At 47.3% G+C, this 24,714-nt stretch carries 16 protein-coding genes; 10 read left to right on the top strand and 6 right to left on the bottom strand.

Features of this window, described 5'->3' with window-relative positions:
* Positions 1 to 62: 62 nt before the first annotated feature.
* From AC5ZC7_RS06690 to AC5ZC7_RS06680, 3 genes are all read left to right on the top strand, one after another.
* Entirely contained in the window at positions 63 to 545 is a 483-nt protein-coding gene (locus tag AC5ZC7_RS06690) for an ElyC/SanA/YdcF family protein (RefSeq protein WP_496160364.1), read from the top strand.
* A gap of 32 nt (positions 546 to 577) precedes the next feature.
* A complete protein-coding gene (locus tag AC5ZC7_RS06685) occupies positions 578 to 1,897 on the top strand; it encodes a GntT/GntP/DsdX family permease (RefSeq protein ID WP_496160365.1) in 1,320 nt (439 codons plus the stop codon).
* 211 nt (positions 1,898 to 2,108) lie between these two features.
* Positions 2,109 to 2,729 (top strand): hypothetical protein, encoded by a 621-nt coding sequence (locus AC5ZC7_RS06680; RefSeq protein ID WP_496160366.1) that lies wholly within the window; start codon positions 2,109 to 2,111, stop codon positions 2,727 to 2,729.
* A gap of 112 nt (positions 2,730 to 2,841) precedes the next feature.
* Here AC5ZC7_RS06680 and AC5ZC7_RS06675 read toward each other — a convergent pair whose 3' ends face one another.
* The gene (locus AC5ZC7_RS06675) at positions 2,842 to 4,065 is read right to left on the bottom strand and encodes a PLP-dependent transferase (protein ID WP_496160367.1); all 1,224 of its coding nucleotides are present in this window, start codon (positions 4,063 to 4,065) and stop codon (positions 2,842 to 2,844) included.
* 119 nt (positions 4,066 to 4,184) lie between these two features.
* On the opposite strand from AC5ZC7_RS06675, the gene AC5ZC7_RS06670 reads away from it, so the two are divergent.
* The 7 genes from AC5ZC7_RS06670 (at position 4,185) to AC5ZC7_RS06640 (ending at position 15,739) form a co-directional block, all read left to right on the top strand.
* On the top strand, positions 4,185 to 4,772 hold the full coding sequence (locus AC5ZC7_RS06670; RefSeq protein WP_496160368.1) for an RNA polymerase sigma-70 factor: 588 nt from the start codon (positions 4,185 to 4,187) through the stop codon (positions 4,770 to 4,772).
* Between the two features lie 69 nt (positions 4,773 to 4,841).
* On the top strand, positions 4,842 to 6,002 hold the full coding sequence (locus AC5ZC7_RS06665) for a FecR domain-containing protein (RefSeq protein WP_496160369.1): 1,161 nt from the start codon (positions 4,842 to 4,844) through the stop codon (positions 6,000 to 6,002).
* Between the two features lie 194 nt (positions 6,003 to 6,196).
* Entirely contained in the window at positions 6,197 to 9,544 is a 3,348-nt protein-coding gene (locus AC5ZC7_RS06660; protein ID WP_496160370.1) for a SusC/RagA family TonB-linked outer membrane protein, read from the top strand.
* Between the two features lie 17 nt (positions 9,545 to 9,561).
* Complete coding sequence (locus tag AC5ZC7_RS06655) at positions 9,562 to 11,145, top strand: RagB/SusD family nutrient uptake outer membrane protein (RefSeq protein WP_496160371.1); 1,584 nt, start codon at positions 9,562 to 9,564, stop codon at positions 11,143 to 11,145.
* 13 nt (positions 11,146 to 11,158) lie between these two features.
* Positions 11,159 to 13,207 (top strand): glycoside hydrolase family 2 TIM barrel-domain containing protein, encoded by a 2,049-nt coding sequence (locus AC5ZC7_RS06650; protein ID WP_496160372.1) that lies wholly within the window; start codon positions 11,159 to 11,161, stop codon positions 13,205 to 13,207.
* Positions 13,208 to 13,216: 9 nt separating this feature from the next.
* On the top strand, positions 13,217 to 14,659 hold the full coding sequence (locus tag AC5ZC7_RS06645; protein WP_496160373.1) for an alpha-L-fucosidase: 1,443 nt from the start codon (positions 13,217 to 13,219) through the stop codon (positions 14,657 to 14,659).
* Between the two features lie 228 nt (positions 14,660 to 14,887).
* Positions 14,888 to 15,739: an NAD(P)-binding domain-containing protein gene (locus AC5ZC7_RS06640; RefSeq protein WP_496160374.1), complete on the top strand. Its 852-nt coding sequence runs from the start codon at positions 14,888 to 14,890 to the stop codon at positions 15,737 to 15,739.
* Positions 15,740 to 15,815: 76 nt separating this feature from the next.
* Here the strand turns inward: AC5ZC7_RS06640 and AC5ZC7_RS06635 are convergent, their stop codons facing one another.
* The 5 genes from AC5ZC7_RS06635 to AC5ZC7_RS06615 form a co-directional block, all read right to left on the bottom strand.
* Positions 15,816 to 17,324 (bottom strand): redoxin domain-containing protein, encoded by a 1,509-nt coding sequence (locus AC5ZC7_RS06635; protein ID WP_496160375.1) that lies wholly within the window; start codon positions 17,322 to 17,324, stop codon positions 15,816 to 15,818.
* A 37-nt stretch (positions 17,325 to 17,361) separates the two neighbouring features.
* The gene (locus AC5ZC7_RS06630; protein WP_496160376.1) at positions 17,362 to 18,936 is read right to left on the bottom strand and encodes a RagB/SusD family nutrient uptake outer membrane protein; all 1,575 of its coding nucleotides are present in this window, start codon (positions 18,934 to 18,936) and stop codon (positions 17,362 to 17,364) included.
* An 11-nt stretch (positions 18,937 to 18,947) separates the two neighbouring features.
* Positions 18,948 to 22,271, bottom strand: coding sequence for a SusC/RagA family TonB-linked outer membrane protein (locus tag AC5ZC7_RS06625; protein WP_496160377.1), 3,324 nt, complete (start codon positions 22,269 to 22,271; stop codon positions 18,948 to 18,950).
* Positions 22,272 to 22,577: 306 nt separating this feature from the next.
* On the bottom strand, positions 22,578 to 23,699 hold the full coding sequence (locus tag AC5ZC7_RS06620) for a FecR domain-containing protein (protein WP_496160378.1): 1,122 nt from the start codon (positions 23,697 to 23,699) through the stop codon (positions 22,578 to 22,580).
* Positions 23,700 to 23,918: 219 nt separating this feature from the next.
* Positions 23,919 to 24,491, bottom strand: a complete 573-nt coding sequence (locus tag AC5ZC7_RS06615; protein WP_496160379.1) for a sigma-70 family RNA polymerase sigma factor — start codon at positions 24,489 to 24,491, stop codon at positions 23,919 to 23,921.
* Positions 24,492 to 24,714: the final 223 nt, after the last annotated feature.

Genomic DNA, 24,714 nt, shown 5'->3' with positions numbered 1-24,714 from the left:
TATTTATCCCCATCAATCTACTCACAAATCCGTAATTCGTAATTCGTAATTCGTAATTTTTTATGAAAGGTCTTATTCTGTCACTGGGTGCGCCTAATGACAACGCCGGCAACCTCAGTACCATTGCACAAGACAGGCTCAATGCCGTATTGCAGATTTACCGTTACAATCCTCAATTCATGATTGCCTGTACCGGCGGCAAAGGCGCACATTTCAACGAAACCGACCATCCCCACTATTACTACTCCCATCGCTATCTGCTATCGCATGGCATTCCGGAAACAGCCCTCACTACCCCGGTCGATTCCGTGAATACTATAGACGATTTTGTACAGGCGAAGGCACTCATCTATAATATGGCGCCGGACATCCTCTGGGTAGTCACCTCCGATTTTCATGTAGCACGGGCTACACTCATCCAGGCGCAACAGGTAAACTATCCGCATACCATTTTCTGGGGAGCGCCCTCTACCCTTCCTGCACCAGCATTACAGGCATTGCAGGCACATGAGCAAAAAGCTATCGCCCGTTTACAGGCAGGGTAACCCGAAAAAATAAATGATTATCTTGTATCACTATGAACACCGTTCCACTGATACAAAGCATACTGGGCTTACTGGCGGGCATTGGCCTCATTGTATTGCTCACCGCCCGGTTCAGGATACATGCCTTCTTTGCTTTATTACTCGCCAGCCTACTCACTGGTTGCATTTTGGAATTGCCAGTAACGGAAATCATTGACAGCATCAAAGCAGGTATCGGAAAAATCATTGGTTCATTAGGATTACTGATTGTACTCGGCACTACGCTGGGATTAATACTGGAACATAGCGGCAGTACTACGGTACTCGCTAACTATGTATTGCGTCTCACCGGTACCCGCCGCGCTTCCATGGCCATGAATATTATTGGTTACCTGGTAGGTATGCCCATCTTTTGTGATTCAGGATTTATTGTATTGAGCGGGTTAAACAAAGCACTGGCCAAACGTTCTGGTATTCCTATGGTGGTGATGGCTTCTTCATTAGCCACCGGGCTCTATGCCGTGCATTGCCTGATGCCGCCGCATCCCGGCATTACCGCCGCTACCGGTACCTTACAGGCGGAAACCGGGAAAGTGATGTTATATGGTTTATTGATTGCTATTCCGGCTTCTATCAGCGGATATTGTTGGTCGGGGTTTGCCGGACGCAGGGTAGCCGTTTCGGTTAGTGAGGACACCACTGCTACTGCCGATGCCGGAAAGGGGCCTTCCGTATGGATGGCAGTGCTGCCCGTGGCGTTGCCTGTTTTACTCATTGCCATCCGTTCACTCAGCGGGCTTGAAGTAAGCCACCCTTCCCCCGCGCTGCAGCTCCTGGCCATCCTGGGGATCCCGGAAGTAGCGTTGAGCACAGGTATCCTGCTGGCGTTGACCCAACTGAAAAGTAATATGGGAAAAATATTAGTGGAAGGAGCAGAAAAAGCGGCCGGCATACTGATTATTATCGGTGGCGGCGGCGCCTTTGGCGCCATCCTTGCCAAAGCAGATATTGGTAGTCATATAGCACAAAACCAATCTATTGCCGCTATGGGGTTACTCCTTCCCTTCCTCGTCACGGCATTACTGAAAACTGCCCAGGGCTCTTCCACTGTTGCGGTGATTGCGGCAGCAGCTATTATGCAGCCGTTGCTACCACTCATGGGCCTGGATACCGCCAATGGGCGTATTCTTTGTGTATTAGCCATGGGGGCTGGTTCTATGATGATATCACATACCAATGATGCCTACTTCTGGGTGATATCGAAATTCTCCGGACTGGAGATTAAGGAAATGTTGCGCGTATATAGCACCGGAACCATTGTAATGGCAGTGTTGTCTATGGCAGGGGTGTATGTATTGTCCTTGTTACTGTAACTATTTTCCCCTGGCAATTACGTCGCCATCCGTTGATCCTCCACCTCAGGGAGCGGCAATTTTTTTGCAGTCAGGTGATGACCGCAGACAACGAAGACCCACACCCAGCGGGCTATTTACAATAATTTACATTGTTTACATTTTAATTTACAATCCTAATCCTTCCAGCTGAAAGGATTAAAGTAGGTTCGCTGTATCATCAAATTTCAGTATGAAAAATCAAAGAGATGCCTTTAGCGGATCTGATTTATCAGGAGATAGATCTTTGTTAATTAAAACTACAAAAAATATGAAAAAAGCTATTTATGCGCTGATCTTACCGCTGGTAGTGGTAGGCGGACTAGTATTTGCCAATCGCGCAATCAAAAATGAAAATGCTAAAAAACCAATCCCAAAACCACTCTCTGCGGAAGAAATGAAAGCAGAACGGTTAAAATGGGAGGCTACCCCTGCCGGTATAATGTTCAAAAAATGGCAAGTCTCTCCCGAAGGCCAAAAAGTGCTTGCGGGTGCTGCTAAAATAAGCAAGCCTGTACGTGATTTTACCAATATGGAGGCGGTTGTAACTTCTCTTACTCTTCCGCCAGGCTCCCGGTTAGGTTTCGGAGTGATGACCAGGATTAATGGAGACGATTATATTCTTAGTTTCGGGCTGGAAAACGCTAATGAATTTCAGCAATTGCGTAGCCTGAAAGTTAACGACAAGATAATTATAAGAAGCCACAACGTATCGTACGCCCCCAAGTATACATATCCAATAGTAGCGGGCGACTATGTAGAAAGAGATAGTAAACTACTATATAAGCGTCCCCCTCACAAAGGTGGTTGCTGAGTATAATTTACTTCATCGGGCCTGAAGGTCTTCGTGGTCTTCAGGCTTTTTTATGCTTCCATCTTTTCGTTTTACACTACTCAAATATTTGTTTTTGCCCTGGCATACGCTCCTAATGTTTCAACGCCTGTTCCAAATCATTCAAAATATCCGTTATATCCTCCAACCCGACACTCATGCGGATCAATCCATCAGAAATACCTGCTTTCTCCCGGTCTTCTTTCTTCATGCCGGAATGCGTCATGGAAGCCGGGTGAGAAATCAGCGTATCCAAGGTACCCAATGACACTGCACGCAAGCACATTTGCAGGCGGTCGATGAACCGTACGGCCGCATCAAATCCGTTTTTCAGTTCAAAACTCATCACGGCGCCGGGGTGGCGCATCTGCCGGGCGGATAATTCATAATCCGGGTGTGAAGTGAGGCCATTGAAATTAACGGCAGCAACCGCAGGGTGCGCCTGCAGGAACTCCGCTACCTGCTGGGCATTGCTGCAATGTTGCTTCATGCGTAGCTCCAGTGTTTTAATGCCTTGTATGAGCAGGAAGGTATCGAAAGGATTGGCAGTGCCTCCTAACAACTTCGCTGTTTTATTTATTTTCTGCATGGCGGCCAGGTCCTTGCCCAGCAGTACACCGCCGATGGCAGTACCGTGTCCGTTCAGAAATTTGGTGGTAGAGTGGAAAACGAAATCGGCGCCATAGCGGAAGGGCTGTTGCAGGTAAGGTGTGGCAAACGTATTGTCTACACTTACTTTTACGCCATGGGCATGGGCAATGTCGCAAATGCCGGCAATATCCACGCAACGCATGGAGGGATTGGCCGGTGATTCAATATGAATCATGCGGATATCCGGACGCGTTTGCAGGAGCTGTTCTACTTGTGGCAGGTCGTGCAAATCGGCTATCAGCGCTTTTACGCCGAATTTCGGGAGGAAATCAAACAGGAACTCATGGGTACCGCCGTAGAGGGAATAATGCGTTAATACGATATCTCCGGATGCAATATTAGCCAGGAACAGGGTAGCCATTGCGGCTTGTCCACTGGCATGAAGGATGGCTTTCAGCGTCAAAGGGCTTCCATCTTCCTGTACAATACCAAAAGATTCCAGGGCCGCTATCAGCTGCTCCGCCACGGTAACTGTTGGATTACCAAACCGGGAATAAATATACCCCGGCGCGGTACCGGAAAAACGGTCCATGCCTTGCTGCGCATTGTCGAATGTAAAAGTAGAAGTAGCGTAAACGGGTACCAGGTGGGCATTTTCGCCCATACCAGCCTGCGCGGCATGAATAGCGGCAGACGCCATGGCGGTAAATTGCGGATGATTTTCCATCTTGTAAATTAACCGTTTCCCCTCTTTATATCCAACAAAAAAATACGCCGTGGAAAGAAAGCGCTTGCTGGAAAAGCGGAAATGATATAATATTGATGAGATAAAATACCGCACAGACATTGATTTCAACAGAGGACAGGCTTCTTTTTTTTCAAATTGCAGATGGAGATGAAACAGCCTTCCGCTCCTTATATCATCGTTACAATGCCGTACTGCTGGGGTCTGTAAAAAAGTTACTGAAATCAGATACCGCAGCAGAAGAAGTGATGCAGGAAGTTTTCCTGAAAGTATGGCTGGTACGGCACACCTTACGGGATATCGACAATCCCGGTGGCTGGCTGTATACACTGGCCACTAACTATTCCCTCTCCGCCCTCCGGAAACATGCCAGAGAAAGAAACCGGCAGGATGATATAGAAGAAGTGGCGGACCAGGAAGATGCTTCCGCCGGCATTTACGCGAGAGAACTACAGGCCCTTATTAAAGAGGCGGTAGAAAAATTACCTGCTTCCCGCAGGGAAGTATTTATGATGAATACCCAGGAAGGCAAATCCCGTAAGGAAATAGCCGATACCCTGGCCATTTCTGAAAATACTGTCAAAAACCAGTTGGTGACTGCCCGCAAATTTATACGCGAATACCTGGAAAAGCAAACAGGCACGCGACTTCCTATCCTGCTGATTATACTCCTATCCAGGTTTTTTTAATTTTTTTTCCAGACGCATAGTACACTTGTTATTTCCTGGCGTCTAAGGAGCAAAAGAAGGGATTGTATCGTGGAAGCAAAAGAGTATTACCGGTTTTTATTGCATCGTTATTATAACGGTACCGCTACCGCCGCGGAAGAAGAAGAATTGTTTGCCGCACTGCGTGCAGATGAGGACGAAGACGCATGGAGTTCATTAATCAGCGAACTCCATGCGTCTGCCGTGCCCGATCCTGCCTATAATCCCGCGCAATATGAAGACGTTATTCAGGCCATCCTTCAACCGGCAATACCGGTAAGAAAAATCCGTTCGTTCCGCTGGTATTATGCCGCTGCTGCCACTATATTACTGCTGATAGCAGCAGGCGGCTACCTGCTGCAACGCCCGGCTACCAAAGCGCCGGCAGCAGTGCTGGCCACCAATGCCAACGATGTAAAACCAGGTAAAAATGGTGCTATACTCACCCTTGGCGATGGCAGCCAGGTGGTACTGGACAGCCTAAATAATGGTATCATCAGCACCCAGCAAGGCACCAAACTCCTGCTCCAAAACGGGCAGCTGAGCTATGACGCCTCCGGGGCCGGCACCGTTAATTATAATACCATGGCCACCCCACGGGGCCGTAAATTCCAACTGCTGCTACCCGATGGTACACATGTATGGATGAATGCTGCCAGCACCCTCACCTTCCCTACTGCCTTCACCGGCAACACCAGGAGTGTAACACTTTCCGGAGAAGCTTACTTCGAAGTAGCGGCCCGTCCAAACGCACCCTTCATCGTAAAGTTGAATAATGAAACCGCCGTTGAAGTACTCGGCACACATTTCAATATCAGCGCTTATCACGACGATGCCAACATCAGCACCACCCTGCTGGAAGGCGCTGTACAGGTAAACGCACAACAACAAATCAGGCGGCTGCAACCCGGTCAGCAACTGGATATCAATCAAACTACCGGCACAGCTACCCTCAACAAACTCGTAGATACCCTCGCCGTCATTGCCTGGAAAAATGGGATCCTGAATTTCCAGGATAAAAAACTGGCCAATGTTATCAGCATCATTGCCAGGTGGTACGACATTGAAGTAGTATATGAAACAGTGCCACCGGATATCACTTTTGTGGGAGAAATCAACAGCGATGTAACACTCGCTGCGGTACTCAATTTCCTGCGGGAATCAGGCATCCACTTCCGGTTAGAAGGTAGAAAATTAATTATAAGCGCATAAAAATCACCAGATCAGACAACCAAAAAGAATGTTATAGAAAAACAGTGAACTGACGTTCCACCATCAACGCAAGACTACCTGTAATAAAAAAGCCGAAGGTGTTTCGACCACCTCCGACCCAAAGATTACAGCTGTACAAAGCAGTTGAATATTCCGGACAACTATCTATTTACAAGCCAAATCAATGCAAAGCTATGCAAAAAATTGCTCTTTGTAACCAGGCCCGCTATGTACCTACACCAACAAAAGTACTGGACCGGCGCTGGTTTTCAACCAAAATGCTGTTAGTTATGAAACTGACGTTTTTATTACTTACCACCGCACTATTACAGGTACACGCTGCCGGATACGGACAGCTGATTACCTGGTCAGGCAAAAATGTGCCGGTGGAAAAAATCTTCCCCGTTATCCGGGTGCAATCCGGCTACACCGTAGTAGCCAGCAGGGAAGTATTGGAAAAAGCCAATCCCGTTACCATGAAGGTGGAAAACGCGCCTATACAGGCTTTCCTGGACCTGATGCTGAAAGGACAACCACTGAAATACGAAATCGTGAACAAATCGATTTTCATTTCACCCAAAGTAACCACTGCGCCTGATAATATCGTTGCCGCACCGCCAACAGATGTAAAAGGAAAAGTAGTGGATGAAGCAGGCGCCCCTTTACCCGGCGTATCTGTAAGGGTAAAAGGTACCTCCCAGGGCGCCAACACCAGCACTGATGGCACTTACGCCCTGCACATCACCGGCGAAGGGCCGCATGTACTGGTATTCTCTTACCTCGGTATGACACCACAGGAAGTAACCGTTACCGGCAGCGCTACTTTCAACATCGTGATGAAAATGTCCGTAGAACAACAAACAGAAGTGGTAGTAGTGGGCTATGGTACCCAGAAAAGAAGCGACGTTACCGGCGCTATCGCCTCCGTACCCAAAGAACGCCTGCAGAACCTTCCCGTTACAAACGTTTTGCAATCGATTCAAGGAACCACTCCCGGCGTTAATATCGTGAGCAACAGTAGCAAGCCAGGCAGCTCTCCTGCCTTCTATTTACGCGGCCTTAAATCCATCAATGCCAGCAATGCTCCCTTAATTGTATTGGATGGAATCCCCTTCGCCGGTTCTTACAACGATATCAATCCAAATGATATCGCTGCCATCGACCTGCTGAAAGATGTATCCGCTTCCGCCATCTATGGCGCCAGAGGTGCTAACGGCGTCATCATGATCACCACTAAAAAAGGTAAAACAGGTAAAGCCGTAATTTCCTACAACGGCTACGCCGGCCCGGAATACCAGGCCAACACCGTTAAACAAATGAATGGCGAACAATACCGCACCAAAAATCACTGGTACAATATCCAGGCAGGACGTCCCGATGCACCCGACTTGCCTTACCTGTCTGAACAACAAAATTTTGCTGCCGGTAAACCGGAAGTAGACTGGCTGAAAGAAATCGCGCAACAAGGATATATCCACAGCCATGAACTCAGTATCTCCGGCGGTACCGACAACGTGAAATATTACGTTTCCGGCACTTACCTGAAAGAAGAAGGCACGATCAAAGGATTTCAGTATAACCGCGCCAGCATCCGCGCCAACATCGACGCAAACGTGACACCGTGGATGAAAACAGGGGTGAATATGTTTTTCGTAAACAACAACCAGGACGGCGGAAAAGCCACCCTGTTTGATGCCAACGCACTCAGCCCGTATGGTACACTGTACAATGCTGCTGGCGACTATGAAGTATATCCCATTGCACCGCAAACATTGTATATGAGTCCGCTCATCAACCTGTACAATCCGGGACTGGACCGTGGTAAAAACATCACCAGCAGCGGTTATGCGGAAATAGCACCGCCTTTCCTGAAAGGATTGAAATACCGCGTAAATGCCTCCTACTCTTTCCGGCCCAACCGCACCAGCGACTATTCCGGGCGTAAAATGGGCGACATGCAGGGAACCGCTAAAGTGTATAACGAAGAAAATAAACAATGGATTGTAGAAAATCTCCTGACCTATAACCTGCGCGTGAAAAAACACCAGCTGGATTTCACCGCTTTATACAGTGCACAACAAGACGAACAATTCACCTCACAACTGGATGCAAATTCCTTTGTGAATGATAACCTCGACTTCAACAACCTGAAAGCGGCACAGGTACAAAAAACTACCACATCTTATACCGGTAGTTCCCTGGTATCACAGATGTTCCGTGCCAATTACAACTACGACAGCCGCTACCTCTTCACCGCTACCATCCGTCGCGATGGCTACTCCGGGTTCGGCGCCAACAACAAATATGGCGTGTTCCCCTCTGTTGCTGCCGGCTGGAATATCCAACAGGAAAAATTCATGGCGGCTATTCCTACCATCTCTCAACTGAAGCTGAGAGCTTCTTATGGTAAATCCGGTAACCAGGCAGTAGGCGCCTACCGTACGTTAACAAGGCTCAACACCGCCAACTACGTATATGACGGCGTTACCTCCATCGGCCTGGTGCCTAACACACTGGGTAATCCAAACCTAAAATGGGAAACTACCGCCGGGTTAAATGTGGGTATCGACTTCGCCGTACTCCATGATCGTCTCAGTGGTAGCATCGAAGGCTATAGCACACATACCAGCGACCTCCTGCTCAGCAGGAAAATCCCTGCTATCAACGGCTATACTTCTGTATATGATAACATCGGCGAAACTGCCAACAAAGGATTGGAAATTTTGCTGAACAGCCGCAATATTGAATCAGAAAACTTCACCTGGCAAACTTCTTTCAATATCTCCTTTAATAAAAATAAAGTAGTGGCCCTGTATGGTGATAATAAAGATGATATCGGCAACAACCTGTTTATTGGTAAACCAATGCTGGGTGTTTACGATTATACAATGACAGGCATCTGGCAGGTAGGTGAAGATGCGAAAATAGATCCGGGTGCAAAAGCAGGCTACATCAAATTTAAAGACCTGGATAACAGCGGTAAAATAGACGCCGCCGACCGTTCCTATCTTGGCACACAATTACCAAAATATGTAGCCGGTTTAACCAATACCTTCCGCTACAAAAATTTTACGCTGAACATCTTTGTACAGGATGTACATGGCGGCATGCGCCCTAACAGCATCCTCGACAACAGGGACCAGGCCGGCATCGTTAACCTGCCTGCCGACATTCCCTACTGGACTTCCGACAACAAAATCAACACCAACCCGGCGTTGTTTTACACGAATCCTAAAGGATACAAATACGCGCAGGATGCCTCTTTCGCGCGTTTGAAAGATGTAACACTGAGTTATAATTTTGATAAACACACTTTACAACGGTACAAAATTTCGAACCTGCAGGTATATATCAGCGGCCGTAACCTCGCCACTTTTACCAAATGGCAGGGCTATGATCCGGAAACAGCGCCTTCTTCACTGGCTACCTCAGGAACCACCAAAGACCTGCGTTTAGCGAATGGACAAGGGCCTGATCAGCAGAGTTCAAATTTCTACCCGCTTAACACCACCATCATCCTGGGGGTAAATATCAGTTTATAACCTAAAAAGATATGACGATGAAAAAGAGTCTATATATATACGGAATGCTGGCAGCGGGTGTGTTCATCACCTCCCTGTCATCCTGCAGCAAAAGCTTTCTCAACGAACAACTGAAATCGGATTATGCACCAGCCAATACCCTGGTAGATCCACTCGGCTTTGAAGCCGCCAGCACCGGCCTGTTAAGCAATGTACGCAACGACTATGGCGATGTACAGGGATTACTGGCTACCTTTTACGTAGGCACCGATATGGCGATTACCGGCCAGCCCAATACCGTGCAGGCTCCTTACGAAAACTACCAGAACCTGAATTCACAAACCGGTTCCCTGGTAAGCATCTGGAACTATGGTTATAAAGTCATCAATACCGCCAATGTAATCATTGCAGCGGCAAAGAATCCTGCTGCCACCCTCTCCCAAACGCAACGGGATTTTTATACCGCCGAAGCCTGCTTCTTCCGCGCCTATGCATACAACCATCTCTCTATCCTGTTTGGTGGTGTGCCACTGATTACCGCACCGGTATCTGTGCCACGCACCGATTATACACGGGCTACAGAAGATGCCGTAATCCAACAAATCATCACTGACCTTACCTTTGCAGAAGCACACCTGCCAGACCCGGCGACTGTGATCAAACAAGGACGTATCAATAAGTTTGCGGCTACACAGTTACTAGCTGAAGCCTATCTCCGCGCCAACAAACCAGCAGATGCAGAAGCAGCCGCCAAGCGTGTTATCGACAGCAAATTCTTTACCCTGGTCACCAGCCGTTACGGCGTAAAAGCCTCCCAGCCCGGCGATCCGTTTGCTGATATGTTTACCTACGGCAATATGCGCCGCAGCCAGGGCAATACAGAAGCTATCTGGGTATTGGAACAAACATATAATGTAACCGGTGGCGGTTCTACGTTCGACCAGCGTCGCCGCGAATGGGGACCTTTCTACGTAAACGTATCCGGCATGAAAGTATGTGACTCCCTCGGTGGACGTGGCATCGGAAGAATCCGCCCTACCAACTGGTGGACGTATGAACTGTACGAACAAAAAGATATGCGTAACTCTCCGTACAATATCCGCCGCAACTATTACTACAACGATCCCGCTTCTCCCAAATACGGACAACCGGTAATCGTAAGCGGATTCGATACCATACAGAACATCTACGCACATACTACCAAATGGTACGAGTTCCAGCCACAAGATATCCAGGGTGCACAATCGTACAAAGACCGCATACAAATGCGTTTGGGAGAAACCTATCTCCTGATGGCAGAAGCACAACTGCTCCAGGGGCGCCCCGGCGATGCATCCACCAGTATCAATGTAATCCGCAACCGCGCCAAAGCGACGCCTGTACAGGCCGCTGACGTCACCATGGATTATATCCTCGATGAAAGGGCACGGGAACTGACCGCAGAAGAATTACGCCGCCTAACGCTAATCCGTACACGAAAATTGGTGGACCGCGTGAAGAAATACAACCCGAAAGTGGCACCTACTATTAGCGACTTCAACATACATTTGCCTATTCCACAATCGGAAATAGATGTGAACAAAGACGCCGTACTGCAACAGAACGACGGATATGGTAAATAATCAGCGCTGAACAATGAATAAACATACCTTTATTACATTCCTTTCTGTACTCCTGTTTTTACAGGGGTACGGACAGGAAGGAAGACAAGTACTTCCTTTCAACGACGGATGGGCCTTCAGAAAAGGGACGCTCACCACACCTGCTAACGCCACAGATACCAACTGGACGAATGTCGCTGTGCCGCATACCTGGAACAATAAAGACATGCAGGAAGGAAAAAATTTCTATGCCGGCGATGGCTGCTATAAGAAAATTTTCACCGTAGCTTCTTCCCTGAAAGGGAAAAGATTATTTCTCCGTTTCGATGGCGTTGGCTCCGTAGCTACGCTCTACGTCAACAATCGCCTGATTGGTGAGCACAAGGGGTCTTACGCCGCCTTCTGCTTTGAAATCACCCATTCTGTGAAGTATGGGGAAGAAAATACGATTGTGCTCAAAGCCAACAACCAGGCCAGGGAAGATGTATTACCCATCAACAATTTTCTATTCGGCATTTTCGGTGGCATCTATCGCCCGGTGAATCTGCTGATTACGAATGATATTAATATCACCACCACCGACTACGCCTCCTCCGGCCTCGCCATCACCCAGGAAAATGTAAGCGATAAAAACGCAGACATACAGGTAGTCGCTAAAATTGAAAACAAACAACCGCATCATACTAACGTACAGGTACAAACGGAAATCAGGGACCGGCAAGGAAAGCGTGTAGCCATCACCGTTAAAGAAGTTATACTCAGTCCACAAGGTATCAACATCATCCGGCAGGTCCTGCCGGTAGCGCGTCCACACCGCTGGAACGGCGTAAAAGATCCATATTTGTACTCGCTCACCACGTCCATCTTATCCAAAGGGCAAACACTCGATGCCGTTACACAGCCATTTGGCATTCGTTGTTTTGAAGTGATCCCGGGCAAAGGCTTCTTCCTCAACGGCCAACCCTACGCCATGCACGGTGTTACCCGCCACCAGGAATGGCAGGACTGTGGTAACGCCCTCAGTAACCAGCAACACAAAACAGACCTGGATCTGATCCGCGAAATAGGCGCTACTACCATCAGGTTCGCGCACTACCAACAATCAGACTATCTCTATTCGCAATGTGATACCATGGGTTTTGTGATCTGGGCAGAGATACCGTTTGTGAACAACTTCTCCGGAAAAGAAAGTGAAAATGCCCGGCAGCAACTCACAGAGCTCATCCGGCAAAACCGCAATCATCCGGCTATTTATGTATGGGGCATGCACAATGAAGTATATGCCAAAACACCGGATGAACACGTGGCCGTATTAACAAGGCAACTAAATGACCTGGCTAAAACAGAGGATCCCGATCGCTATACTGTGGCCGTGAGTGGCTACGGTGAAATGAATCGCCCGGCTAACCTGGCGGCCGACATACAAGGCATGAACCGCTACTTCGGCTGGTATGAAGGCAAAATAGATGATATTGAACCATGGGTAAGTGGATTGGAGAAAAACTATCCCGACTATAAACTAATGCTTACCGAATACGGCGCCGACGGCAATATCAATCAACATACAGATAGTTTGAGTACAGATTTCGATCCTGTAAGCGGCCAGTTTTTCCCGGAAACTTATCAAACTGCCACCCACGTAAAACAGTGGTCGGTGATAGAAAAACACCCTTATATTGCTGCCTCCTATTTGTGGAATATGTTCGAATTTGCGGTACCCATGTGGAACAGGGGCGGCGTTAATGCCCGGAATCTGAAAGGATTGATTACCTACGACCGCAAACAGAAAAAAGACGCATTTTACTGGTACAAAGCCAACTGGAATCCTGCGCCCATGATCTACATTGCAGAACGCCGGAATAATACGAACCGGCCCGCACAGGTAAAGGTAGAAGTATTCAGTAACCTGGAAAACATCACACTGACCGTCAACGGCAACCAACCGGTAACGGGCCACCCGGGCGCCAATAAGCGGGATTTCATTTTCGATAACATTACGTTGCAAACAGGGGTAAACACCTTGCAGGCATCGGGCATTCATAACGGTAAAGTATATACCGACACCATTACCTGGACGCATTAACTGATTACTATGAAGAAACTTTGTACGGCCGCAGCCAGCGCATTGCTGTTGTTACAACTACACGGACAGGCACAAACGGCCACTCCAGGAAAAGATACCATTCCATTGGTCCATGGCGCCCACCGCACTGGCAACAGAACAGATGCTGATATGGCGCGCTGGAGAACCCTCCGCCTCGGACAGTTTATCCACTGGGGACTCTACGCCATTCCCGGCGGCGAATGGAAAGGAAAAACTTATAACGGCGCTGCAGAATGGATTCGCTCCTGGAAGGAAATGCCGCAAGCTGATTACGACAACCTGTATAAACAATTCAACCCGGTAAATTATCAACCGGAACAGTGGGCGCAACAAGCCAAAGACATGGGCGCCGGCTACATGATCATCACCACCAAACATCACGACGGCTTTTGTTTATGGCCCAGTAAGTATAGCCGCTACACGGTAGCTGCATCTCCCTGGAAAAAAGATATCATCGGCCCCATGGTAAATGCATATAATAAACAGGGCATCGACGTATATCTCTACTTTTCTATCATCGATTGGAACAACCCGGACTGGCGCACGTCGTTGAAAACGCCGGAAGATAGCGCGGCTTATGGTCGCTTTAAAGTTTTTGTAAAGAACCAGTTACAGGAGTTATTGGTAAGATATCCCACTATTAAAGGTTTCTGGTTCGACGGTACCTGGGACAACTCCTGGAAACAGGACGGCGCTTTCTCTGATGAACTGGAACAATATCTCCAGAAAATTCATCCGGGGCTGATCATCGGCAGCCGCCTGCGCGCCGATGAAAAAGGCGCCCGCCACTTTGATAGCAATGGTCACCTCATGGGTGACTACGAACAGGGCTGGGAACGTAAGCTACCTGCGCAGTTCGCCGATATACACGGCAACGACTGGGAAGGCGTGATGACCATCCCCGAAAATCAATGGGGCTACAATGCCAAATGGGCCGGACACATCAAAACATCGAACGAATTAATTGAGATGCTGGTGAAATCCACCTCCCTGGGCGGTAACTTCGTCATCAACTTTGGTCCTAAAAGCGATGGTACTTTCCGTACAGAAGAAGTACAATGCATGCATGAAATCGGGCAGTGGATGAGAGTAAATGGAACGGCTATACGCGGTGGCGGTTACGCGGGGTTCGAGAAACAGGACTGGGGATACTATATCCGCAAAACCGGTACCGACAGCGTTTTTATGGTGGTATGCAATGTACCCGTATCCGGTAGTTTGCGCGTAAAACTACCAGCCAACACCACGCTCACACAGGCCAGTTACCTGGAAAATCCCGGTGTAACCCTGACGCCGGAAGTGATTGGTGCGCATGAATACTTCCTCCACCTGGATACCAATAAGCATTTCCAGGCACCGGTAGTTATCCTGCTAAATACCAGTAATACAACTGCAACAGACAACGGACATTTTGAAAAGGCGAAAACATAGCGATTTTTTGTCTTGTACAGGATTATACTGATTAAACTGATTTTTGTTTTAACCTCTTTTTTAATCAAAAAAACAATCAGTTTAATCAGTATAATCCTGTACAAGACAAAATCCGCGGCAACAACAAAAACCAACAATAAAATACCGGCAGCCCGCAAGGCTGCCGGTGTCGTTTTCATCCAATTCCGTTGCTCAACTTTTCGCTACCTTCGAAAAAAATTCAAGTTTATGATAGCATTCTTAGGCATGGGCCTTCTGGGATCAAATTTCGTGAGGGCGCTTATCAAAAATGGCGAAACGGTACAGGTATGGAATCGCACCACCGCTAAAGCCACTGCGCTGGAACAATACGGCGCCAAAGCATTTGCCGATGTAACAGCCGCTGTAAAAGGAGCCCATCGCATACATATTACACTTAAAGATGATCATACGGTAGATGAAGTACTGGCGGCAGCCGCTGCCGGACTTACACCGGGTGCCATCATCATTGATCATACTACTACCTCCGCCGATGGCGCCATTCAAAGAACCCAAGACTGGGCGGCCCGTGGATTTACTTATGTACATGCTCCTGTATTCATGGGTCCATCCAATGCATTGGACGGTACCGGCTACATGCTGGTTTCCGGTGACCAGGCCATCATCAACAGCATCCTACCGGCGCTTGAAAAGATGACCGGCAAAGTGGTTAATTTCGGTGACACAGTGGGTAAAGCGGCTGCCATCAAACTGGTCGGCAACAGCTTCCTCGTAGGTTTAACGGCCAGCCTCTCTGATACCTTATCACTGGCCAAAGCATTGAATATTCCCAACAGCGATGTGGCTGGTTTGTTTGACCTCTGGAATCCGGGTGCAGGCTTACCTGTCAGGCTGCAACGCATGACCAGCGGCGATTACAGCAACCCTTCCTGGGAACTGAGTATGGCCAGGAAAGATACCCAGCTGTTTATAGATGCCGTAGAAAAAGGAAATGGCCACCTGGCGGTATTACCGGCTATTGCAGCAGAAATGGATCGCTGGATAGCGAAAGGGCATGGTAATGAAGACTGGGTTGTGATTGGGAAAGATGGCGTTTTGTAAAAATAATCGCATAAAACGCAAAGGCTGTCTCCATAGTTAGGGACAGCCTTTGTGATGATTATTTATTAATCAGTACTTACGTGTTCTTATCCAGCAAGAGGCTTATCATGTCTTGCAACATCAGTTGCGCTTCCGGAGTTTGAATCATAAAATTGGAGAAGATGATTCTTCCCTCCTGGTCTATCAGGAAGTTACTGGGTGCTCCTCTTACAGGCAGGTTTGTGCGGGCTGTTTCTTTGTCTCGCAACGCTGTAAAAGTATACTTACTGGATTTTAGAAACGGAATAACATATTCGTCCTGTTCTGCCAGTATATTCACTCCTATATAATTGACGTTATCCCGGTTGAAATGTTTCAACACTTCTTCGAAGTGAGGGAATTCGCCCCTGCATGGCCCGCAGCCGGGAAACCAGAACGTAAGCAGTACTACTTTTCCACTGTAGTCCTTCATGGTTTTTTTACCAGGTTCCATATAAGCGTCGAAAGAGAAGATGGCAGGTTTGGAGGTATTGAGTAACCTGGATTTAATATCTTTTTCAATCGCTTCGTTTGTTTTACCGGCTTGCCGTCCGTAGCTGTATAGCGGTTCTTTCATCACACGGGCCGGCTCTTTAAGGTAGTACTTCATCAGCGTATCATATCCCTGTTGCGGATTTACAGCCGCTGCAGCTTTCGCTTTCGCCAATGCTACAATACTAATGGTTGGCCCCCAGCGCTTGGCTTTCAGGTTGCTAAGCAAGGTGATGGCGGCAGCATTCTTGCCTGTCTGTAGCAGTTCATCTGCTTTCAGCAACTGTTCTGCCATTAATTTATTTTTTGCAAACTCGTCTTTTGTAGAGGCTTCAATACCTGGTGTTGCCGCCAGTTCTCCTGCCAATGCCGCCGCTTTTTCGGGGCTATTGCTTAGCAATGCATCAAAGTAATCACTCATACCTGACGCCCCCCATCTTGATTTATTGATAGGATAATGCTGCTTCATATCTTCATAAATGGCTACTTTCTCGTTAAAGTCTGTAGTGCGTAAAGCTTTCCAGTAAAGCGCCTGGGCGCCACGGTCGCTCTCCGGAAATTTGGTTCTCAACTCCTTCAACAGTGCTGCATATTTAACAGGATCTTTGGTTTCAAAATGGTACATGTAACTAAACAGGTAGTCTGGGTTATCCGGGCTTGCTTCATAAGCTTTCCGTTGAAATTCAGCGGCCTGATCAAACTCGCCCCATCTTTCTGCGTCAATGGCCAGTTCTGCGTAAGCGACCGATAACTTAGGATTGAGAGCTACCGCTTTCAACAGGTAGGGACGGGCTGCCGGGCTTTCCTGGTTAGTATACAAAGTTCCCATGCCGTAGTAGATGCCAGCTGATTGGGGATACTTTTTCATCCAGGTTTTATAATACCGCAGCGGGAGCGTGGTGTCGCGGTTCATTGATTGATTAAATTCATCAATAGCAGCAATATTATCCGGCTGCTTGCTAATCACTGCCACAAGGCTATCCACCTTCTTTTGGTTGATCTGCTGTGCGGCAGTTATACATGGAATAGCCATCAATGTTATTGCGATGGCTGTATTTCTGGAATAAAGTTTCATGACTGATTTTTTTAGGATGAATATTTTTTAAGACCAATCACCAGCCCTGGTTTTGTTCAGGAACTTTACCAGCCGGATATTTTTGCAGCTGCGATTGCGGGATTGGGAAATAATACATTTTGTCGCTCCAATGGCGCTGTTCCAGCGGAACCGTTTTGTAACTGCGTACTCCATTCGTTTCGCTGATCTGCATGGCCGTAATAGCAGTACCTATCATGGTGGCGCCAGTACCCCAACGACGGATATCATTGAACCGTTGCCCTTCAAAAGCCAGTTCCACAGTGCGTTCACGTACATAAGTATCCCAGGTGAGTTGTCCGGATGGTATTACGGGCATGCCTGCACGCTGACGCAGCAGGTTGATATACGTGCGGGCTTCTTCCGGATTGCCAAGTTTCAATTGGCATTCGGCGTAGTTGAGATATATCTCCCCTAAGCGCAGCATGATACAGTTTTGATAATTATTATTAGTTCCATTGAAGATGTATTTCGGATTAAGGAACTTCCGCAACATGTAACCTGTAATGGCGGTGCTGTAAGTAGCCGGATTATACTTTGATCCCAGCTGCAGGTCCATGGTTTCATTCATCCAGTTGGTGCCATCATAAATAATGCTGGCATGAAAACGCGGATCCCTATTGGCATATGGGTGTGCCGGATCAAATTTCGGCGATTGATTCCAGGGCAACCCATCTGTCATCAGGTACTGATCCACCATATTCTGGGTGGGGCAATCTACCAGGCTACTGAATCCTGTAAAAAAAGCCGCATTATCGTATGCATCCAGCGAATGTACTTGTCCACTTAAATCACCGGCAAACTCTTTATTGAAAATCACTTCCTGGTTGTCGTCGTTTTCAGGGTAGAACATGGCCCCGTAGTCCGGGAACAGGCTATATCCTCCTTTATCTATCACTTCTTTTGCAACAGCCGCAGCCCCCTGGTAGTCCTTCTGGTTCAGCAGCAGCCGGCATTTCATGCCTAATGCAGCATACCTGGTAGCACGGCCCGCTTCCGTTTTGGGATAAGTAGCAGGTAACAAAACTGCCGCCTGGTTAAGATCATCCAGCATCAGCTTTACGCAATCATCCGCAGTACCTCTTGGCACGGTAAGGTCATCGGTGAGTGACAATACTTTTGTTATAATTGGAAAGCGACCAAAAATGGAGTAGAGATCCATATAATGCAAGGCGCGCAGGAAAAGCATTTCACCTTTGATCCGTTGTTTCCCGGCTTCACTGAGTGTCATATCCGGCAAATGTTCCAGCACATTATTACAGTTCCTGACCATGGTATAGGTATTAGTCCATACATCGTCGTAAATACCGGTAGATGCCGTGTATTGCCCGGTATTGATCAGGTTGGATTCAAGAAAAGATCTTGCTGACTTACCTTCATCGGTGATGTCCATGGGCATCCAATTGCCGGCATCATCATAAATACTATGAATACCGTCATATGATTCCAGCACCACACGGCTGATCAGTGCGCTGTCTTTCCAGATGTTACTGTCGCTATAAAGATTCAGCGGCCCTTTGTTCAAAGCCTCCTTGTTGCAGGCAACCACCCCCATTATCAGTGTTCCTGTTATATAGGCAATAATTTTTTTCATGTCAGTTCAGATTAGAATTGCAAAGAAATACCGGCTGTATACGACTTCATCAACGGGTCACGTACCTGTCCGGCGCTTTCTGGATCAAACAGTTTGAAGTGAGTGAACGTGTATACGTTGTTGGCGGTCACGAAAATTCGCAGGGCATTGGCGTGAATAGGTTTTAAGATGCTTTGTGGTAAAGCATATGCCAACTCAATATTTTTCACACGCAGGTAGGCCGTGTTGCGCAGCCAATAATCGGAATCCTCCTGGTTGTTCTGGTTATTGTACCACAAGCGGGGCCAGGACGCACCTGGATTTTCTGGTGTCCATCTGTCAAGCTTGGCGGTTGTTGCCGGTAAACTGTTGTAAGCGTAGCCTTTAACATTTCCTGCGCCCTGCAGGAGTACATTTAGTTCCAGCCCATTATACTTTGCACCGAAACGAACACCGTACTGAATTTTTGGGAAAAGTTCAGCACCCATCAGTACACGGTCTGCTGCCGTGATCTTACCATCGCCATCTATGTCTTTATAGCGTATGTCTCCTGCTTTTGTATCCGGGTACAGTGGTGTGGGACCTTTTACCACTTCATCGTCCGACTGGTAAAGCCCGTCAGCCACATATCCCAGCCCATGCTGGCCCACCGCGTTATAGAAATAACCGATAGATTTTCCACTTACTCTCTGCCAGTCAGGAATACTTTGGGATTCGGGATAGTGTATTACTTTGTTTTTTGCGAATGTGATGTTCGGTGATACATAGTAACTGAATTTGCCAATATGCATCGTGTGTGTCAGATTAAGTTCTATCCCCCTGGTATCAACAATCCCATCGTTGGTAGACGGCAGCCCGATACCGATGACGGAAGGCACCTGCGCTGCAGGCGGCGCCAGGATATCCTGGGTACGTTTATAGAAATAATCCGCCTCTATGGTCAGCAGGTCGCCCTTAATATGCATTTCCAGGCCTGCATTGGAAATATTGGCGCGTTCCCAGGTAAATACCGGGTTAGGTAATACGCTGGGGCTAAGTGTCTGGTAATAGGTGGGCGATGCGCCTCCCAGTGAATACCCCGCCGTACGGCCAAGATTATAGGTAGTCAGAAATTGATAGGGATCTACCCGGTCATTACCCAACTGTCCCCAGGAAGCACGTAGCTTAAGGAAATCGATCTTATCTGCTATTCCCCGCATAAATGGTTCATCTGATATTACCCAGCCTGCAGAAAAGGAAGGGAAGAAGCCAAACCGATGATCTGGTGGAAAGATGTCAGATCCATCGTAGCGGAAGTTAAACTGAAACAGGTAGCGGGTATCGAAATTATAGTTCAGTCTTCCCACCAGGCCCCTCCTGGCGTTCTGCGTAGCTGAGCCGGCATTCGTAACCCTTGTCGGGTCGCCAAGACTCAGTTCTGACAAACTTGAAGATACAAATCCATTCCGCTGGGTATTGAAATTATCAGATTTCCCATTTGTTTGCGTGTACAACAAGGTACCGGATACCTGGTGTTTACCGAAGATATTATCGTACTGCAGGCCGCCCTCCAGTGTAACGCTCTGCGTTTGTGTAAAGTATTCCCTCAGGAAGGGTTCCGTTGGATAAGCTGCCACTTTCGTATAGTTGCCGGAGGAACTGATGGAGTACATGTCGAACGGCGTGGCAAAACGTTTACCAAAAGTATAGAGTTTATCGTAGGCAGCATTCCCTTTCAGAGACAGCCCTTTAATAAAAGGCAGATCATACTGCAAGGTGGCTACTGAGTTGAAGATATTGGTATTGGTAGACCAATAACCGGATTGCCCGACAGACTGCTGATAAGCGTTGCCGCGTTGCTCCGGCACATAGGCGTATAGTCCGTTGGAAAACCTGTTTACACGGGTTGGTGGTGTACCATAGAGATTCTCTATTACATATTCTGTGCTGTAAACGGCTTCCCCGTCTGTATTAGCGAATGAACCGTTGATATTCAGGGACACTTTCAGATCACGTGTGATGTTTGCATCCAGGTTGCTGCGCAGATTGTATCGCTTGTAACCTTCCACATTCACCAGGCCATTGTTTTTCGTATAGCCACCGGAAAGATAATAGCGGACCTTTTCTGCGCCACCGGAAATAGCCAGGTTGTAGTTCTGCTGCCAGAGGGATTTCGCGAGAATTTCATCCACCCAGTTTGTATTGGGGTAATGATCTGGATCAGTACCATCTTTATATTTCTGCAGCATCTCGTCAGAGAAGCCCATCCCCTGGCCTGGATTAAAAACATCTTCATTCTTCAGTGCCTCATTATATAGCCTGGCATAGTCATATGAATTCATTTGTTTGTAATACTGGGTGGGGCGCTGGTTAATGGCATTCGCGGTAAATGTAATAGTGGATTTACCCAGGCTCCCTTTTTTAGTAGTAATCAATATTACCCCATTTGCTGCACGCGCTCCATATACCGATATGGCAGATGCATCTTTCAACACGGAGATGGTTGCTATGTCGTTCGCATTCAGGTCATCCAATCTTCTGTCTGGTATACCATCAATCACCACCAATGGAGTAGAATTGTTAAAGGTACTTAGACCGCGTACGAACAAGGTGCTGCCGGCGCCGGGTGCGCCACCGGATTTCAGCGCATACAGTCCGGGCAACTGGCCTGAGAGCATGTCTGACACCGCAACACTGGCGTGATTCTGCATCAGCTCTTCTGATTTCAGCGTAGCCATGGATTCTGTTTTAGCACGCTGCGTAGTGGTACCATAGCCAACAACAACAGAGGCATTCAGCTCCTGCAGCTCGGGTTTCAGGGCTATACGCAGTGTTACTGCACTTCCGTCCACACGTAGGCTGTGCCGGTAACTACCGTATCCAATAAAGCTGACGGTAAGCTGGTATTCGCCGGGGGGCAGGTTTTTAAAACTGAATGAACCATCTTCCGCAGTAACGGTGCCTTTATTGAAAGGCCTGATAGCAACAGTGGCGCCGAAAATTGGCTTTCCCTGTTCATCCACCACTACCCCATTAATGCCACCATTTACGATCGGTACAACAAAAACAGTATTGGCAGGCGGCTGTCCGATGGTTACCAATTTGTGTTCCTCATCGATGTACCAGGTAAGTGGCTGTCCTTCCATTATAACCGACATCGCGTTTTTGAGCGATGTTTTCTGCAGACTGGAAGTTACTGGCAGTGCAGCTTTTAGCTGCTGTGCGTCATAAAAGAAATGGTAATTGCTTTGCTTTTTAATGTTGGCGAGTACCTGTTCCAGGGGGGCCTCTTTAACGGATATGGAAATATCCTGTGACAGACTCTTAGCGCTCACATGCAAACACATTACCAGGATCAGGAAGAAATTGATCTTCATAATGAGCATCGTTTTTTTTAGTAGGGAACGGGCAAAAAAATGCCGGTAGCAATTTGTTAATTGCATAAATTTGTCTTGTTTGGGTGAAGAGATAAGCGTTCTTGGTCGGATGACTATCGACGAACCCGAATAAATGAACAGAAGCGTTGCAACCGCTTCTGTTTTTGTTTTTTAAGCGTTGTGTTGTTGTTTAAGTGCTGTTTTTTTTCATAATAACAAATGGTTGATTTTTGGTTGATGCTATTTTGGTTGGTATACGATTTAGTGCTGGTTGTAACAATATCGCTGTGTGTCGGCTTTGATTTCCTAGTCAGTGATGGTTACCGTTCTCCCTTTGATGGTATAATTAATTCCACTATGTTTTAAAATACCCATGGCTTGCTCCAATGTTACGCTCCTGGGTATTTCTCCTACGAACTGATGTGATTTGGTTTTAGTTTCAATAACAATATTTATATCATACCACCTTTCAAGCTGCCGCATGACGGCGTCAATATTTGCTTTATTAAAAGAAAAGTAACCATTTTTCCAGGCCATGGCCGCATCGGTGTCAGCACTTTGCAACACTTGCCAGCTGTTCCTGTTATGTTGTAATTGCTGACCTGGTAGCAGTACGGCTGATTTATCACCAGCACTTACCTTCACCTTTCCTGTAATCAGCGTGGTACTGATCATTGTTTCCTCTTCATAACCGCTGATGTTGAAGCTCGTACCCAATACCTGCACCCGTTGGTTCCTGGAGTTTACAACAAATGGATGATCGGCCGCACCTGCTATTTCAAAGTAAGCTTCTCCCGATAGTGTTACGGTTCTCTCCTGGCTGCTGAAAGCAGAAGGGAATGTAAGCTCGCTCATAGCATTCAACCATACTTTCGTACCATCCGGAAGAATAATACTGTATTGTCTGCCCTTCGGTGTGATCAACGTATTGAGCACCTGCTCACTGCTATTTGCCGTTCCTCTGAAGGCCAGCAGTCCACTATCCAGTTTCACAATACTCATACCGCCTTGTTGGGACACTATGCCATTGCTGGCATCAGACAGCACAATTGTTTTACCATTGCTCATCCGCAGAATGGGTTTACCAGCAGCCGGCACAATCGTTGCCACTGGTTGCTTCACCGTTGATACCCGCTGCTGCCTATTCAGCCAAAAGCCTCCTGCTACCACCATTACGGCAACAGCAGCAGCATATTTCCACCAAGTACCGAAGCCCTTTCCAGGAGCCGGATCTATTGGTATTACCCTGCCGGTGGCGGGTCCATCAGCACTTAATACCCGCTGCAATACCGGTTCCCACTGTTGTGGATCCACTCCTTCCCCAATGAGAGCATCCGTATTTTTTTGCATTTCCAGGTCAAAGACTTCACGGTTAGCTTCATTTAAAAAGAACGCATGCAGTTCTTTTTCTTCGTCCTCTGTGAGCACTGTATCCTGACTCTTTTTTATCAAAAAGAATATTCGCTCTTGCATATATGGTTTTCAAAACTAATAGATAGAATTACAGGCACGCTATAACAGCGTTATATAGATAAGAATGAAAAAAAGGGAAATGGTACCTATCGAATAAAAAATATTTTTTTGGGGAAACCGGGAAAGTGCTAGCTAAGAACAGGGGGCCCGGCGAAAGTTAATGGGGAAGATTGCTTACAGGAACGGAATTGACTTCCCCGCTGCCTGCAAAAACTGCCTGATATTATTGAGTGCGGCGCTTAAAGTATTTTTCACATAACTCTGCGACAACTGTAGTTGATCTGCTATTTCCTGTGTTTTGAGGCCTTGTTCCCTGCTCATCAGGTATATTTTCCGGCGTTGGGGAGGAAGCAGTGCTATTGCTTGTTTGATGAGATGAAGGGTTTCTCTGCTGGCCACCAGTTCTTCCACCTGGTTAGTTGTTGCTTCCGGCAAAGCATCATGAAGGGCCATCGTCATACGGGCGGCTGCCTGCTTATGAAACCAGGTAAAGCATTCATTGCTGGCCACGCGCATAATCCATGCCCGGAGGTTTTCAATGCCAGGTAATTTGTCCCTGCTGATCCAGATACGGATAAATGTTTCCTGTATTACCTCTTCCACGCTATCGGGGTCCCGTATTACTTTCTTCACATAGGGAGTCAGCCATGGCAGCACCGCAAAGAACAATTGCCTGAATGCGTCCCCATCACCTTCCGCTATATTAACAAGTGTTGTTGTATCAATATGAAACCTGGTACTATCCAATATTCCTCCATTAGTCTGGTGCTAATTTAATAAAAAAGAGGGTCGATTTATACAGAAAATACCGTTAGGCTGGTAAATAGCCGATGGATGCTGTTTTAGTGTGTTAAAGTTGAGCACTTATTGGAAACTCGTCTTTTAATCAAAAAATCAATCTAAATTTTCCCTTTATGTATAATAATGCAGCCGGCGCCTCAAATAGTTTTGAGACGCCGGCTGTAGGCTA

The sequence above is a fragment of the Chitinophaga sp. 9-1-y genome (assembly GCF_059511905.2).
The sequence above is the reverse complement of the archived record's forward strand: the minus strand, read 5'-3'. Positions and strand labels throughout refer to the sequence as shown.